The organism is Shinella yambaruensis (assembly GCF_050859155.1).
In the GTDB taxonomy this organism is placed as follows: Bacteria; Pseudomonadota; Alphaproteobacteria; order Rhizobiales; family Rhizobiaceae; genus Shinella; species Shinella yambaruensis.
The window spans coordinates 419,714-434,274 of the sequence record NZ_CP150639.1; the positions used below are offsets into that span (position 1 = coordinate 419,714).

General features: G+C 68.9%; 6 protein-coding genes. 2 read left to right on the plus strand and 4 right to left on the minus strand.

Annotated elements, in window-relative coordinates:
- Positions 1 to 57 precede the first annotated feature (57 nt).
- The 3 genes from WMC41_RS24340 to WMC41_RS24350 all read right to left on the minus strand — a co-directional run bounded on the left by WMC41_RS24340 (position 58) and on the right by WMC41_RS24350 (position 9,536).
- On the minus strand, positions 58 to 6,852 hold the full coding sequence (locus WMC41_RS24340) for a beta strand repeat-containing protein (protein ID WP_432348463.1): 6,795 nt from the start codon (positions 6,850 to 6,852) through the stop codon (positions 58 to 60).
- Positions 6,853 to 7,038: 186 nt separating this feature from the next.
- Positions 7,039 to 9,054, minus strand: a complete 2,016-nt coding sequence (locus WMC41_RS24345) for a beta-N-acetylhexosaminidase (RefSeq protein ID WP_432348464.1) — start codon at positions 9,052 to 9,054, stop codon at positions 7,039 to 7,041.
- Between the two features lie 5 nt (positions 9,055 to 9,059).
- The gene (locus WMC41_RS24350; RefSeq protein ID WP_272807877.1) at positions 9,060 to 9,536 is read right to left on the minus strand and encodes a GNAT family N-acetyltransferase; all 477 of its coding nucleotides are present in this window, start codon (positions 9,534 to 9,536) and stop codon (positions 9,060 to 9,062) included.
- A gap of 162 nt (positions 9,537 to 9,698) precedes the next feature.
- On the opposite strand from WMC41_RS24350, the gene WMC41_RS24355 reads away from it, so the two are divergent.
- Together WMC41_RS24355 and WMC41_RS24360 are read left to right on the plus strand one after the other, a co-directional pair.
- On the plus strand, positions 9,699 to 11,993 hold the full coding sequence (locus WMC41_RS24355) for an FdhF/YdeP family oxidoreductase (RefSeq protein WP_432348465.1): 2,295 nt from the start codon (positions 9,699 to 9,701) through the stop codon (positions 11,991 to 11,993).
- The gene (locus WMC41_RS24360) at positions 11,990 to 12,259 is read left to right on the plus strand and encodes a hypothetical protein (RefSeq protein WP_432348467.1); all 270 of its coding nucleotides are present in this window, start codon (positions 11,990 to 11,992) and stop codon (positions 12,257 to 12,259) included. Before WMC41_RS24355 ends, WMC41_RS24360 begins: the two co-directional genes overlap by 4 nt.
- Positions 12,260 to 12,435: 176 nt before the next feature.
- Here WMC41_RS24360 and WMC41_RS24365 read toward each other — a convergent pair whose 3' ends face one another.
- On the minus strand, positions 12,436 to 14,526 hold the full coding sequence (locus WMC41_RS24365) for a caspase family protein (protein ID WP_432348468.1): 2,091 nt from the start codon (positions 14,524 to 14,526) through the stop codon (positions 12,436 to 12,438).
- Positions 14,527 to 14,561: the final 35 nt, after the last annotated feature.

The window sequence follows — 14,561 nt, forward strand, 5'->3', positions numbered from 1 at the left end:
AAATGCATTTCGCCCCGGCTTGCCGGAGCGAAAGCGTTTTCAGGCTCCTGACGCCGGTCAGACCGCGAGGTAGGACGAGATGATCGACGCGATCTCGGATTGCGGGTCGCTCTTGGTCTGCGGCTCGTCTGTTCCGGTGCCGGCGTCTTCCACCACGGGCTCGTCGCTCATGGCGAAGAAGGTGAAGCTCTGCGCGCCCGCGCCGCCGGCCTGCGGCAGGGCGTTGATCTGCGCCGAGGTCATGGCGGCGAGCTGGCCGGGCGTGAAGGCGGCGGCCTGCTCGCTGGAAAGGCCGGCGAGCGTTGCCGTGCTGAGGCCGGAAATCGCGCTCGAACTCAGCGAGAGGATGTCCTCGGTCGAGAAGGAGGCGAGGTCGTCGGCACCGAGGGCCGCGGCCTGTGTCGCCGTCAGGGCGCCGATCTGGTCGGAGGAGAGCGCGCCGACCTGCTGCGGGCCGAGCGCCGACATCTGGCCATAGGTGAGGGCGGCGACCTGGGCCGTCGACAACGCGGCGATCGAATCCGTGGACAGCGCACCGATCGTGCCGCTCGAAAGCCCGCGGATGGCTGCCGTGCCGATGGCCGCCAGCTCCTCGGCGGAGATGGTCTGCATCTGCGCGGAGGTGAGGCCGGCAATGCCCGGCAGGCTCAGCGCGGCGATCTGGGCAAGCGAGAAGGCCTCCACCTGCGCGGTGCTGAGCGCGGCGATCTGGGCGCTGCTGAGGCCGGAGATCGCGGCGGTGCCGAGGGCGGCGATCTCGCTCTCGGAGAGCGTCGCCATGTAGCCCGGCGGCAGGCCCTTGATCGCGCTGGCGCTGATGGCGGCGAGCTTGCCGGGCGAGAACGTGTCGAGCGCTTCGGTCGAAAGACCGGAAAGGGCGGCCGGGCTGAGGGCCGCGATCTGGCTCGTGGTGAGGGCTTCGACCTGTTCCAGCGAAAGGCCCGCGGTCTGCGTGCCGGTGAGGCCGGCAACGCCGCTCGTGCTGAGCGCGGCGATCTGGGCGGGTGTCAGCGCGCTGACGTCGATGGCATCGAGGGCGGCCACCTGCTTCGAGCTGAGCGCGCCCAGCTGCTGGGTGGAGAGCCCGGCGACCTGCGCGGATGTCAGGGCGGCGACCTGGCCGGTGGTGAGCCCGCCGATCCCCGCGGCGCTGAGCGCGGCGATCTGGCTGGCCGAGAAGCCGGCGAGCACCGCCGGCGGCAGGCCGGCAATGGCGCTCGAACCGATCGCCGCCATGTCGGCCGTCGAGAACAGCGCGATATCGTCCGCATCGAACGCCGCGATCTGCTGCGATGTCAGGGCGCCGACCTGCGCGCTCGTCAGGGCCTCGACCTGGTCGGCGGTCAGCGCCCCGATCTGCGCGCTCGACAGGCCGGAAATGCCGGAGGGGCTGAAGGCGGCGATCTGCCCGGGGCCGAGTGCGGCGAGCATTGCCGTCGACAGGCCCGAAATGGCCCGCGAATTGATCGCGGCGAGATCGGCGGTCGAGAACAGTTCGAGGTCTTCGGCCTCGAGCGCCGCGATCTGGTGCGAGTTCAGCGCGGCGACCTGCCTGCTGGTCAGTGCCTCGGCCTGGCTGCTGGACAACGCCGCGACCTGTGCGGTGGAGAGGGCGGCGATGCCGGCGGTGCCGAGGGCGGCGATCTGCTCGGGCGAGAGAACGGCGATGTCATCCGTGCCGAGCGCGCCGATCTGCGCCGAGCCGAAGGCGGCGAGCTGGGTCTTGGTCAGCGCCTCCAGCTGGCCGCTGCCGAGCGCGTTGACCTGCGCGGATGTCAGGCCCGCGCCGTTGAGCGCGGCGATCTGCCCCGTCGTCAGGGCGGCGATGGTTGCCGGCGACAGGCCGGAGACCGCGCCGGATGCGATCGCGGCCATCTCGGCTGTGGTGAAGGTCTCCATCGCGTCGGCGCTGAAGGCGGCGACCTGCGTGGAGCTCAGTGCGGCGATCTGGGCGCTGGTCAGCGCCTCGGCCTGGCCGGTGGAAAACGCGGCGATCTGGTCGGTGGTGAGACCGGAGACGCCGGCCGAGCCGAGGGCGGCGATCTGCGCCGGCGACAGGGCGGCGATATCGTCCGTGCCGAGCGCCGCGGTCTGCCTGGAGCCGAGGGCGGCGATCTGTGCCGTGGTGAGCGCAGCGACCTGGTCGCTGGTGAGCGCGGCGATCTGGCTGCTCGTCAAGCCGGAGAGGCCGGCCGGGCTGAGGGCGGCGATCTGGCTCGTGGTCAGCGAGGCGAGCATGTCGGTCGAAAGGCCCGGCATGGCACCGGAGTTGATCGCCGCCATGTCGGCGACGGAGAACGTGTCGAGGTCGTCGAGGCCGAGGGCGGCGACCTGGCGTGAGGTGAAGGCGGCGACCTGTTTGCTGGTGAGCGCTTCGGCCTGGGCGGTGGAGAGCGCCGCGATCTGGTCGGTGGAAAGGCCGGCAATGGCGGCCGTGCTGAGGGCGGCGACCTGTTCCGTCGAAAGCGCGGCGATATAGTCCGTACCGAGCGTCGCGATCTGCCGGGCGTCGAGCGCCCGGACCTGGGCGGGCGACAGGGCGTCGAGCTGGGCGTTGGTAAGGGCCTGGATCTGGCGCGTCGCCAGGCCGCCGATGGCGGCGGTGGAGAGGGCGGCGACCTGCGCGGTGGAGAGGGCGGCGACCGCGGCCGACGAAAGTCCGGAGATGGCACCCGCGCCTATGGCGGCGATCTCGCGCGTCGAGAAGGTGGCGATGTCGTCGGTCCCGAGGGCGGCAAGCTGTGCCGAGTTCATCGCGCCGATCTGGGCGCTGGTGAGCGCCTCGGCCTGGGCGACGCTGAGCGCCTCGAACTGTCGTGCCGTCATGCCGCCGATGCCGGTTGCGCTGAGCGCGGCGATCTGGGCGGTCGAGAGGGCTGCGAGCGTATCGGTGGCGATGCCGGCAATGGCGCCCGAACCGATGGCGGCGATATCCCGGGTGGAGAAGGTCGCCAGGTCATCGGCCCCGAAGGCCGCGAGCTGGGCCGAGCTCAGCGCGGCGACCTGCTGGCTGGTCAGGGCCTCGGCCTGGGCGGTGGAAAGGGCTGCGAGCTGCTGGGCGCTCATCGCGCCGATGGCGGCGGTGCTGAAGGCGGCGATCTGTGCCGTCGAGAGCGCGGCAAGCGCCGCCGGCGAGAGACCCGCAACGGCGCTGGCGCTGATCATGCCGATATCCTTCGGCGAGAAGGTGGCAATGTCGTCCGTGCCGAGCTGGTGGATCTGGTCGGAGTTGAGGACGCCCACCTGGGCGCTTGTCAGCGCTTCGGCCTGCGCGGTGCTGAGGGCGGCGAGCTGCTGGGACGTGAAGCCCGCGATGCTGCCGGCATTGAGGGCGGCGATCTGCGCCGTGGTGAGCGCCGCGACCTTGTCGGTGCCGAGCGCGGCGATCTGCGCGGAGGAGAGGGCCGCCATCTGGCGGTTGTTGAGGGCGGCGATCTGGGCGGTGGTGAGCGCTGCGACCTGGCTTGCGGTCAGGCCGGAAATGCCGGTCCCGCTCAGGGCGTTGATCTGCGCGGTCGTCAAGGCGGCGATGCCGGCGGTGCTGAGGGCGCCGACCTGTCCGGCACTGAGCGCCGCGATATGGGCCGTCGTCAGGGCCGCGATCTGGTCGGACGACAGCGCCGCCATCTGGCCGGTGGTAAGGCCGCCGATGGCGGTCGGGTTGAGGCTGGCGATCTGCGCGGTGGAGAGCGCCTCGATATCGTCGGAAAGGCCGCCGAGCTGCGCCGCGCTGAGGGCCCGGAGCTGTGCGGCGGAAAGCTGGCTCACCTGCTGGGAGGTCAGCGCGTCGAGCTGGCTGCTGGTGAAGCCGGTCATGCTGTTCGGGCTGAGGGCCGCGAGCTGGTCGGAGGACAGGGCCGCGATGGCTGCTGCGCCAAGGCCGGAGATCGCCCGTAGGGGAAGGGCCGCGATCTGCGCGGTGGAAAGCGCACGGACGTCTTCCGCCTCCAGGGCGCCGGCCTGCGCGGGGGTGAGGCTGGCGATCTGCGCGGTGGTGAACGCGGCGATCTGGGCGAACGAGAGGGTCTCGATCTGCCCGGCATTCATGCCGGCGATCGCATAGCGGTCGAGGGCGGCGATCTGGCTCGGCGAAAGGCTGGTCAGCACATCGGCATCAAGCCCCCCGATGGCCCTGCTGCTGATGGCCGCAAGGTCCGCGGTGGAGAAGGTCGCGATGTCTTCCGCGGTCAGCGCGGAAAGCTGGGAAAAGGTCATGGCCCTGACCTGCGTCGGGGTCAGAGCCTCGATCTGCTCCGTGCTCAGCGCGTCGATCTGGTCGGGCGTGAAGCCGGCGACGACGCTGGCGCCGAGGGCGGCGACCTGGCCGGTGGTCAGCAAGGTGAGGAATGCGGCGTCCATGCTGGCGAACTGCTTGGCGGTGAGGCCGGCGATCTGGGCGGTGGAAAGCACGCCGACCTGCTCGTCCGAAAGCCCGGTAAAGGCATCGGAGGTGATGCCCTGCATGGCCTTGGCGTTGATCGCCGCCATGTCCTCGGCGGAGAAGGTGGCAAGATCGTCCGCGCCGAGGGCCGCGATCTGCTGGGCGCTGAGCACACGGACCTGCGCGGGTGAAAGCGCCTCGACCTGGTCGGGGGAGAGGGCGGCGATCTGCACGGATGTCAGGCTCGCGATGGCGTTCGTGCCGAGGGCCGCGATCTGGTCGGTGGAAAGGGCGGCGATGGCGTCGCTGCTGAGGCCCGCTATGGCCTTGGCGTTGATCGCCGCGATATGCGCCTCGGTGAGCACCGCCATGTCCTCGGAACCGAGCGCTGCGAGCTGCGCCACGCCCAGCGCGGCGATCTGGGTGGTGGACAGCGCCTCGATCTGCTCCGTGCCGAGGGCGCGGATCTGCGCGCCCGTCAGGCCGCCGAGCGCACCGCCGCTGAGGGCGGCGATCTGCTCGGTGGAAAGGCTCGCGATCGCCGCGGTGCTGAGGCCGGCCGCACCCCGGTTGCTGATGGCGGCCATGTCCTCGATCGAGAAGGTCGCGACCGCGTCGGGCGCCAGCGCCGCGAGCTGGGCGGCGCTGAGGTAGCGGACCTGGTTGGGGATGAAGGCCTCGACCTGCTCGGTGGTGAGCGCCGCAAGCTGTGCCGGCTTGAGGGCCGCGATCTGGGCCGTGGTGAGCGCCGCGATCTGCTCGGGCGAAAGGCTGGCGATGGCGCTGCTGCTAAGGCCGGAAAGCGCGCCGACCGAAAGGGCGGCGATATCGGCAGTCGAGAAGGTTTCCAGGGCCTCGGGGCCGAGGGCGCCGACCTGCCGGGCGGTCAGCGCCTTGACCTGCGCGGCGGTGAGGGCCTCGGCCTGTGCGGCGTCGAGGGTGGCGATCTGCTGGGACGTGAGGCCGGGGATCGACTTCACGTTGAAGGCGGCGATCTGGTCGGTGGACAGGCTGGCGACGGTATCGGTGGTAAGGCCGGCCACCGCGCTTACCGAGAGGGCGGCGATGTCGGCGGTCGAGAAGACCGCGATGTCGTCGGCATCGAGGGCTGCGATCTGTGCCGCGGTGAGCGCCTTGGCCTGCAACGGCGAGAACGCTTCGACCTGGTCGAGGTCGAGCGCGGCGATCTGGGCGGTCGTCAGGCCGGGGATGGCGCTGCTGTTGACGGCGGCGATCTGCAGCGTGGAGAACAGCGCGATGCCCGCGGCACCGAGGGCGGTGATCTGCCGTGCCGACAGCGTATTGATCTGGCCGGTCGACAGCGCCTCGATCTGCTCTTGCGAAAGCGCGGCGATGGCGGCGGTGTTGAGCCCCTTCAGCGCGGCGTTGTTGATGGCGGCAAGGCTGTCGCTGGAGAGCGCCGCGATGTCGTCGCCCCCAAGCGCTGCGATCTGCGCCATGTTCATCCCGCGCATCTGGGCGGGGGAGAAGAGCGCGATCTGGCCAGGGCTGAGGGCGTTGACCTGGGCCACCGTCAGGGCCTGGATGGCGACCGGGCTGAGCGCCTCGATCTGCTCGGCGGAGAGCGTGGTGATGATGCCGATGCCGAGGGCCGGGATCGCGCGGCTGGAGATTGCGGCGATGTCCTGGCTGGAGAAGGTGGCAAGGCCGGTCGATCCCATCGCGGTGAGCTGCTGGCCGCTCAGCGCGCGCACCTGCGCCGGGGTCAGCGCTTCCATCTGCGCCGTGCTCATGGCCTGGATCTGCGTCGGCTTGAGGCCCGTCAGGGCGCTGGTGCTGAGCGCGGCGATCTGGGGCTCGCTGAAGGCGGCGATCGCTGCCGCGCTGAGCGCGGCGATCTGTGCCGGCTTGAGGAGGGCGACCTGCGCCGGGGTCAGTGCTTCGATCTGCTCCGGGGTCAGCGCGGCCGTCTGCGCGGGCGTGAAGCCGGCGACGGCGAGCGGCGTCAGCGCGCCGACCTGTTCGGGGGAAAGGGCGGCGATGGCCGCGGTGCCGAGGCGCTGCACGGCCTTGTAGCTGATGGCCGCCATGTCCTCGGTGGAAAAGGTCGCAAGATCCTCCGGGTCGAGGGCGGCGAGCTGGGCGGCGCTCAGCATGCGGACCTGCGAGGCCGTCAGCGCCTCCGCCTGGTCCGACGACAGGCCTTTCACCTGGGTCGCGGTGAGGGCGCCGACCTGGGAGGGCGTCAGGTTCTGGATGGCGTATTTGTCGAGCGCGCCGAGCTGGTCGAGCGACAGGCCGATGATGGCGCTTTGTGAAATGGCGCTCAGCTGCCGGGTGTTGAGAACCTCGATGTCCTCCACTTCCAGCGCGGCGAGCTGCCTGGATGAAAAGGCGTTGAGCTGGCTGGTGGAAAGCGAGGCGACGTCCTCCGTCGTCCAGGCCGAAATCGCCGAAGCGGATAACTGCTTGATCTGGGCGATGCTCAGGGAGGGTACGATCGACGTCATGGATAAAGTCCTGAAATATGGAATCGAAAGAACAGCAAACGCACCATTCTGCTGAATTTCGATACAGCGACGAGCTTGCCTGAACCTGTACCTGAAGGTTGCCCGCCCGAAGGCTGGAATTCCCGCGGGTTGCGCGGTTTTTCCGCGGGTGGAAGGCGAAGGAGCGAGCCTCCGCCGCGCGCGGTTCTACGGGGCGGCGTAGAGAACGGGCATGAGGCCCGCGCAGGCCTTGAACCGTGCCCAGGATTTGTGTTCCGGGCAGGTCCAGCCGGTTTCGGCGACGGCTGAAAGGCGGGGGAAGACGAGGCGGTCGAAGACGGCGCGGTCGAGCATGGGCTCGGACCAGATGCAGGCCTGCACGCCGAGCAGCTTTGCCTTCTGCGCCGCGCTCCACCCGGCGACGGGATCGAAGGCATAGGTCATCTCGGGCGTCGAGGCACCGGCCCAGCTTGCCCCCGGCTCGTCCCAGTCGGCCGTATGCGCCATGTCGAGATAATAGGCCTGGCCGGGGCAGACGACCATGGTGTAGCCCTCGCCGGCAAGCGCCGCGGAGGCCGCAACGTCCCGCCAGCCGCAGAGATAGGCCTTGTCCTTGTCGATGACGTTGCCGTGCGCGGCTTCCTGCCAGCCGCCGGTGACGCAGCCCTGCGCGGCGAGGAATGCCTGGACGCGCTTGAGGAAGACCGCCTGCAGCGCCGCCGCGCCGGAGCCCTCGATGGCGTCGGCGCCGTGCGTGTTGGTGATCACGTTGAGCCGGTTCGCATGGGCTTCGGCCGCGTCCTTGCCGGCGATTTCGGACAGTTTTTCGAGCGCCTCCGGCGAGCCGGACCAGGCGCCGAGCGGGACTTCGTCGGCGCCGATATGGATGGTGCGGAAGGGAAACAGAGCGATCAGTTCGGCAAGGATCGTCTCCACCACACGGTAGGTCGCCTCGCGTGCCGGGTTGAGGCAATTGTCGGCAAACCCCTGGACCGAATGATAGCTGCCCCGCTCCTGCGGATCGCGCAGTTCGGGAATGGCCATTTGCAGGGCGTGGCAGTGGCCGGGTATGTCGATCTCCGGCACGATCTCGATGCCGAAATCGCGGGCCTGCCGGACGATGTCGCGGATGGCGGCCTTGCTGTAGTAGCCGCCGCTCCGTTCCGCGCCGGAGCCCAGGAGGGGCGGGATGGCAAGGCCCTCGCCGCGCCAGGCGCCGATCTCCGTCAGCGCCGGATAGGCATCGATCTCGACCCGCCAGGCCTCGTCGTCGCAGAGGTGCCAGTGGAAGCGGTTGAGCTTGTTCCAGGCGAGGATCGCGAGCAGCCGCCGGATTTCCGCCGCGCCGTAGAACCGGCGCGCCACGTCGAGATGCAGCCCGCGCCAGCCCATCGCCGGCGCATCGGCGATCCGCCCCTCCGTGGGAAAGCCGTAGGCGTGCGGAAAATGGTGCGCGCCGCGCCAGATCTGGCCGAGCGTGACGAGCCCGTAGAAGAAGCCGGCCTGCCCGCAGGCGCGGATGGAGACGGAATCGGGCGTGAAGACGAGTTCATGGGCCTCGGCCGCAAGATCCTCGCTGACATGGAAATATACCGGCCGCCCGCCTTCCTCGGCGGGCCGCACGATGCCCTCGACGGCGAAAAGCGCCTCGGCCAGCCGCCGGAACGCCTCCGTTGCCCCCTTTGCCGCGGCGTCCTCCGCAAGGGGCGTCAGGCCGGCAGGGGCGGGGCCGAGGCGGGTGAGCGCGACATGGTTCGGCCAGGGGATGATCGAAACCGGCGCCGGCGGGTTGGTGGGCACGGGATAGGGGTCAACGCCCCGCTTCGGCGCGGCGTTGTCGCCCATGCGCCTCGTCGGCGTGGTGGCGACCCTGCGCGTGCTGCCATCGGGAAAGAGGAGATAGGCGCCCCGCGCGCCGTCCGTCCAGTGCCGGAACGGCCAGCTCAGGCCGTGGATGGTGACGGTCCAGCTTGCGCCGGGGGCAAGGTCCAGCCCGTCCGGCGGCAGCAGTTCGGTGAAGGTGGAAAGCCGCCGGCCGATACGGCCGCCCTCGGCGGTCGCCGTGGCATCGACCTGGCAGGGGCCGCTGAAGCACAGGCGAAAATCGCGGAAGGGGGCCGTCCCGTCGTTGCGCAGCGTGAGCCTGTAGGCCATCGGATGCGCGTCCGTGGCCGGGATCCAGACGGTTTCGAGCGTGGGGGCGTGGAGGTCCTGTACCGGCATGGCGGCTATCCCTGGACGGCCAGCATGCCGGCATAGATGCCGGGTGCCGATCCGGGGATCGGCATGGCGCCGACTGTCTTCTCGTAGAAGGCAGAGGGGCCGACATCGCCGATGATCGCATAGCCGTAGCCCATCGCCTTCAGATCGAAGAGGCAGGCGAGCAGCAGGGCGTGGCCGATGCCGAGCCCGCGCGATTGCGCTTCCACCCCCGTTGGCCCGAAGAAGCCGCGGGCGATCGATTCATGGCAGGCGAAGCCGACGAGCCGGCGCGCGCGCGTCGCGATGAAGACGGTGGGCGGCTGGCGCGTCAGCGCGATCGCGGTCTCGCTGGCCCAGCCATTGCCGAACGTGTCCGCCACCCAGTCGGTGACGAGCCGGGCTTCCGGGGCAAGCGCCCTGCGGATCGTCACGCCGGCCTCCGCCATCCGGGCATCGAGCGCTGCGTCGGGGGAAAGACGCGAGAGATTGACGAGATAATCCAAGACCGGCCCTCCGGTTCGATGCTCCGCATACCAGATTGGTAGTCAATCGCCGTGATTCAGGCAAACCGCCAATTTCCGCACGACCGCGGTGATAGATATTCCCTATCAAGCCATTCGAACTGGCCTCTTGATCAATCCTGACGAATGGCAAATACCTGACCTATGGATACTCGTTTTATCGGAAAGAAATCCTCCGCGGCCGGTGGCTGGGGGGCGTTGAAGAGCTGTGGCAAACGGCTTCTGGAGAGCGGCACGCCGCTGTCGGGCGCCATGACCATGCTGAAGGCGAACCAGCCGGACGGGTTCGATTGCCCGGGCTGCGCCTGGGGTGATCCCGAGCACGGCTCCTCCTTCGAGTTCTGCGAGAACGGCGTGAAGGCGGTCGCCTGGGAGGCGACCGAAAAGCGCGCCTCGCCCGCCTTCTTCGCCGCGCATACCGTCTCGGAGCTGCGCGAGCTGAGCGACTACGAGCTGGAGCTCCATGGCCGTCTCACCCATCCGATGCGCTATGACGCGGCGAGCGACCGCTACCTGCCCGTCGCCTGGGACGATGCTTTCAGGGAAATCGGCAACATCCTGAAGAGCCTCGACAATCCCGACCGCGCCGAATTCTACACGTCCGGCCGCGCCAGCAACGAGGCGGCCTATCTCTACCAGCTCTTCGTGCGCCTCTACGGCACGAACAATTTTCCCGATTGCTCGAACATGTGCCACGAGGCGAGCGGCGTTGCGCTGCGCCAGGCGATCGGCGTCGGCAAGGGCACGGTGCTGCTCGAGGACTTCGAGGCGGCGGATGCGATCTTCGTGATCGGCCAGAACCCCGGCACCAACCACCCGCGCATGCTGGGCGACCTGCGCCGGGCGGCATTGCGCGGCGCGCGCATCGTCGTCTTCAATCCGATCCGCGAGCGGGGCCTGGAGCGGTTCTCCGACCCGCAGGACAAGATCGAGATGCTGCGCGGCGGCTCGACCGACATTGCCAGCCACTATTTCCAGCCGCAGCTCGGCGGCGACATGGCGGCCGTGCGCGGCATGGCGAAGGCGGTGCTCGCGGCGGAGGATGCGGCGGTCGCGGCCGGCCTGCCGCCGGTGCTCGACCATGCCTTCCTTGCCGAACATTGCGTGGATTTCGCCGCCTACCGTGCCGCGGTCGAGGCGACCGGCTGGGCCGAGATCGAGGACCAGTCCGGCCTGACGCGGGCCGAGATCGAGCGTGCGGCGGCGGTCTACATGCAGGCCGAGCGCGTCATCTGCACCTGGGCGATGGGCGTGACGCAGCATGTGCATTCCGTCGCGACGATCCGCGAGATCGCCAGCTTCATGTTCCTGCGCGGCAATATCGGCCGGCCGGGGGCGGGCCTCTGCCCGGTGCGCGGCCATTCCAACGTGCAGGGCGACCGCACGGTCGGCATCAACGAGAAGCCGCCGAAAGCCTTTCTTGATGCGCTGGAGCGTGAGTTCGGCTTTTCCCCGCCGCGCAGGCACGGGCACAATGTGCTGTCGGCCATCGGTGCCATGCTGGACGGTTCGGCGGAAGCCTTCATCGGCCTCGGCGGCAATTTCGCCCGCGCGACGCCGGACAGCGCGCTGGTGGAAACGGCGCTGCGCCGCCTCAAGCTGACGGTGAACATCGCCACGAAGCCCAACCACTCGCACCTGATGCCGGGGGAAGTGTCCTTCATCCTGCCCTGCCTCGGCCGCACGGAGATGGACCTCGCGCCCAACGGCAATTCGCAGCTGATCAGCGTCGAGGATTCGATGAGCATGGTGCATGGCTCGGCCGGCATCAACCGACCCGCCTCGCCGCATCTGCGGTCGGAAGTGGCGATCATCGCCGGCATCGCCGAGGCGACGGTCGGCAGCGGCATCGTCAGCTGGAGCGCGCTTGCGGAAGACTACGACCGCATCCGCGACCATATCGAGGCGACCATTCCGGGCTTTGCGGATTACAACACGCGGCTGCGCAAGCCGCGCGGCTTCCTCCTGCGCAATGCGGCCGCGCACCGGGAATGGGATACGCCGGCCGGCAAGGCCTCCTTCTTCTCCGGCCCGCTGCCGGAGGAGACCGTGCACCAGCGGGCGCGCAAGGCCGGCGGGCGTTTCGCGCTGCAGACGTTCCGCTCGCACGACCAGTACAACACGACGGTCTACGGTCTCGACGACCGCTACCGCGGCGTCTACGGCGAACGGCAGGTCATCTTCATCCATCCCGAAGACCTGAAGGCGATGGAGGCGGAAGCCGGCGACCGGGTGGACGTCATCGGCGCGCATGACGACGGAATCGAGCGCGTGGCGCGCGACTTCCGTTTCGTGCCCTACGATGTCCCGCGCGGCAGCATCGCCGGCTACTATCCGGAGCTGAATGTGCTGGTGCCGCTTTCCAGCGCCGGCGAGCAAAGCGACACGCCGACCTCCAAGTCGATCATGGTCTCGTTCCGCAAGCGCGAGGCCGCGTGAGCGGCGAAGCGGAGGAGGCCGGTGATTTCCTGGAACTCGTCGCACGGTTGCAAAGCGAGGATCCGCGGCTGACGGGCATCCAGGCCGCCCTCGTCGCGGCGGTGCGCACGGGCGTCGCAAGCGACAGCCGCACCTTCGCCCGCCGCCTCGGCCTTGCCCATGCCCTCGTGCTGCGGGAGTTGAACGCGCTGGCCGAGCAAGGCGCGATCCGTATCGAAGGCCGGGACGCGCGCACGATGCGCACCCGCTACTCCCTCGCCTCGTAGGGCAAGCACCCCTGAATACCCTCTCTGCCTGGCGGCATCCCCCCACAAGGGCAGGGCAATCGCTTGTGGAATTCGGCATTACCGTTCTTCCCCTTCTCCCCGCGGGGGAGAAGGGGAAGGAGGCAACGTCGAATTCCACATGCGACAGTCCTGTCCCGCCCCGCTTGGCCCGGCGCCTATTTGACGGCGATGGGCTGGAAGTCGGCAGCGAATTTTTCAGCGTTCCTGACGGCCTTGCCGCCGAGCTTTTCGCCGAGCGTCGCCACCATCTCGCCCGCCCGCTCGACGCCGTTGGCCTTTGCCAGCGTGAACCAGTTGAGCGCCTGCCCGGCATCCTTCTTGAGGCCGATACCGTCGAGATAGAGCGTGGCAAGCCGGAACTGCGCCTCGTTGTAGCCCTGCCGGGCGGCCTTCGATATCCACTGCGCGCCCGCGGCGGGGTCCTTCTTCAGGGCGCTGCCGTCGAGATAGAGGTCGCCGAGCCGGAGCTCGGCATAGATATGGCCCATCTCGGCCGCGCCCGTCAGCAGGATCTCCGCCTGGGCGACGTCCTTCGGCACGGCCTTGCCTTCGAGGTAATAGGCCGAAAGCTTCTCCATGGCCGGCGCGAATCCCTGCTTGGCCGCGCGCCAGAGCCAGTAGGCCGCCTTCTGCGGATCGGCCGTCACGCCGAGGCCGTTCTCGTAGATCAGGGCGAGGTTGAACTCGGCAAAGACGTTCTTCTTCGCCGCTCCCAGCACATACCAGTATCGGGCTTCCGTCAGGTTCTTCTCGATGCCGCGGCCGTCGCGATAGACGTCGCCCAGCGAGCGGTAGGCGATCGGAAAGCCGGCGCTGGCGCCGGTGCGGTAGATTTCCCGCGCCTCGTCATGCCGGCCGGCGGCATCGATGGCGCGGCCGTAGTTCATCAGGATGCGCAGGCTGTCGGGAAACTGCTTCAGCGCCGTCATGCAGGCCGGGACCGCGGTCTCCGGCCTGATCTGCTTGAAATAGACGCCGACCGCGGGGTCGGCGATCTCCTGCACATGGCCGGCCTCGCGGTCGCAATCGGTGATCTCGGGGTAGAGCGGGCTCTGGGCGAATTCCTCGTAGTTCGCCGTCACGCGGCCGGAGATCGCCGGCACGGTCTCGTCGGAGCCCTTCGTCGCATCTTCGAGCCGCAACCGGGCAAGCTTGGCGAAGACGCCCTCGGGGAATTTTTCGAGATAGCCGCGATACTGGTCGGCGGTGCCGTTCGCCTGGATGCCGTTCCACATCAGGAGGTCCTCGGCGGCATTGATGCTGCGGTCGACCGGCAGGGCCGCCACCTCCTGTTCCTTCTCCTCCTTCGGCCTGTTCGCCTCGGCCAGCGCCTCGACGCGCATTTCGGCGATGTCGGCGAAGAGGCCCTGCGGGAAGGAAGCAAGGTAGGACCGGTAGCTTTCGGTCGTGTCGCCATCCGAGGCGGCCTGCCAGGCTTCCGCGTCCTTCGTCGCTTCCGCGGAGAATTTCGGCACTTCCGGCAGGGCGTCGGTGAAGAAGAAGTCCTTGGTCAGCGAGGAATTGTCCCACGGCACCTGCTCGCCGCCGGTCTCCTCGACCACCCGCTCGCGCACCCGCTTGAAGACCTGCTCGATGGGCAGACCCGGCGCGGTGATGAAGTCGGCAAGCGCCCGCGTGAAGGGGCTGTTGCCCTTCGTGCCGTCCGTCGCGACCTTTCCCGGCGCGGTGGCGAAGGCGATGAAGGTGCCGAGCGGGCCGGTGGCGCGCGCAAGGCCGCGCGAGGCGCCGTCATTGGCCGCCGCACCGGCCGAACGGTTCGTTTCCAGGGGGTTGTTGCGGCAGGCATCGACGATGAACACGGCGATGCGCGGGCGCGCACGCTCGATCTGCTCGGTGATCATCTTCAGGCTGAAGGCTTCGAGCGGCAGGTCGGAGGAGGAGGTGAGCTGGCTGTCCGTCGGGATCAGGTAGTTCTCGTCGGCGAACTGGATGCCGTGGCCGGCATAATAGACGACGACATTGGTGTCCGGCGTCAGTGCCTCGGCCAGGCTCTTCATCGCGCGGACCATCTGCTGGCGGTCGCCGTCGATGACCGAGACGATCTTGAAGCCTGCCGCGGAGAGCGCCTTCTCCATCAGCTTCGCATCGCTCTGCGCATTGGGCAGGTGCGGCAGGTCGGCATATTTGCCGTTGCCGATCACCAGCGCGACGCGATTGTTGCCGGCGGCAAGCGCCGCGGCTGTCATCGACAGAAGAAGCGCGAGAAAGAGAAACAATCTTTGCATGAGCATCGCCACCCCATGAAGATCCCGGCGGGACG

What these genes read in the sequence shown, in the direction of transcription:
- WMC41_RS24340 (WP_432348463.1), bottom strand. Translation starts at nt 6,852, where the DNA reads ATGACGTCGATCGTACCCTCCCTGAGCATCGCCCAGATCAAGCAGTTA.
- WMC41_RS24345 (WP_432348464.1), bottom strand. Translation starts at nt 9,054, where the DNA reads ATGCCGGTACAGGACCTCCACGCCCCCACGCTCGAAACCGTCTGGATC.
- WMC41_RS24355 (WP_432348465.1), top strand. Translation starts at nt 9,699, where the DNA reads ATGGATACTCGTTTTATCGGAAAGAAATCCTCCGCGGCCGGTGGCTGG.
- WMC41_RS24365 (WP_432348468.1), bottom strand. Translation starts at nt 14,526, where the DNA reads ATGCAAAGATTGTTTCTCTTTCTCGCGCTTCTTCTGTCGATGACAGCC.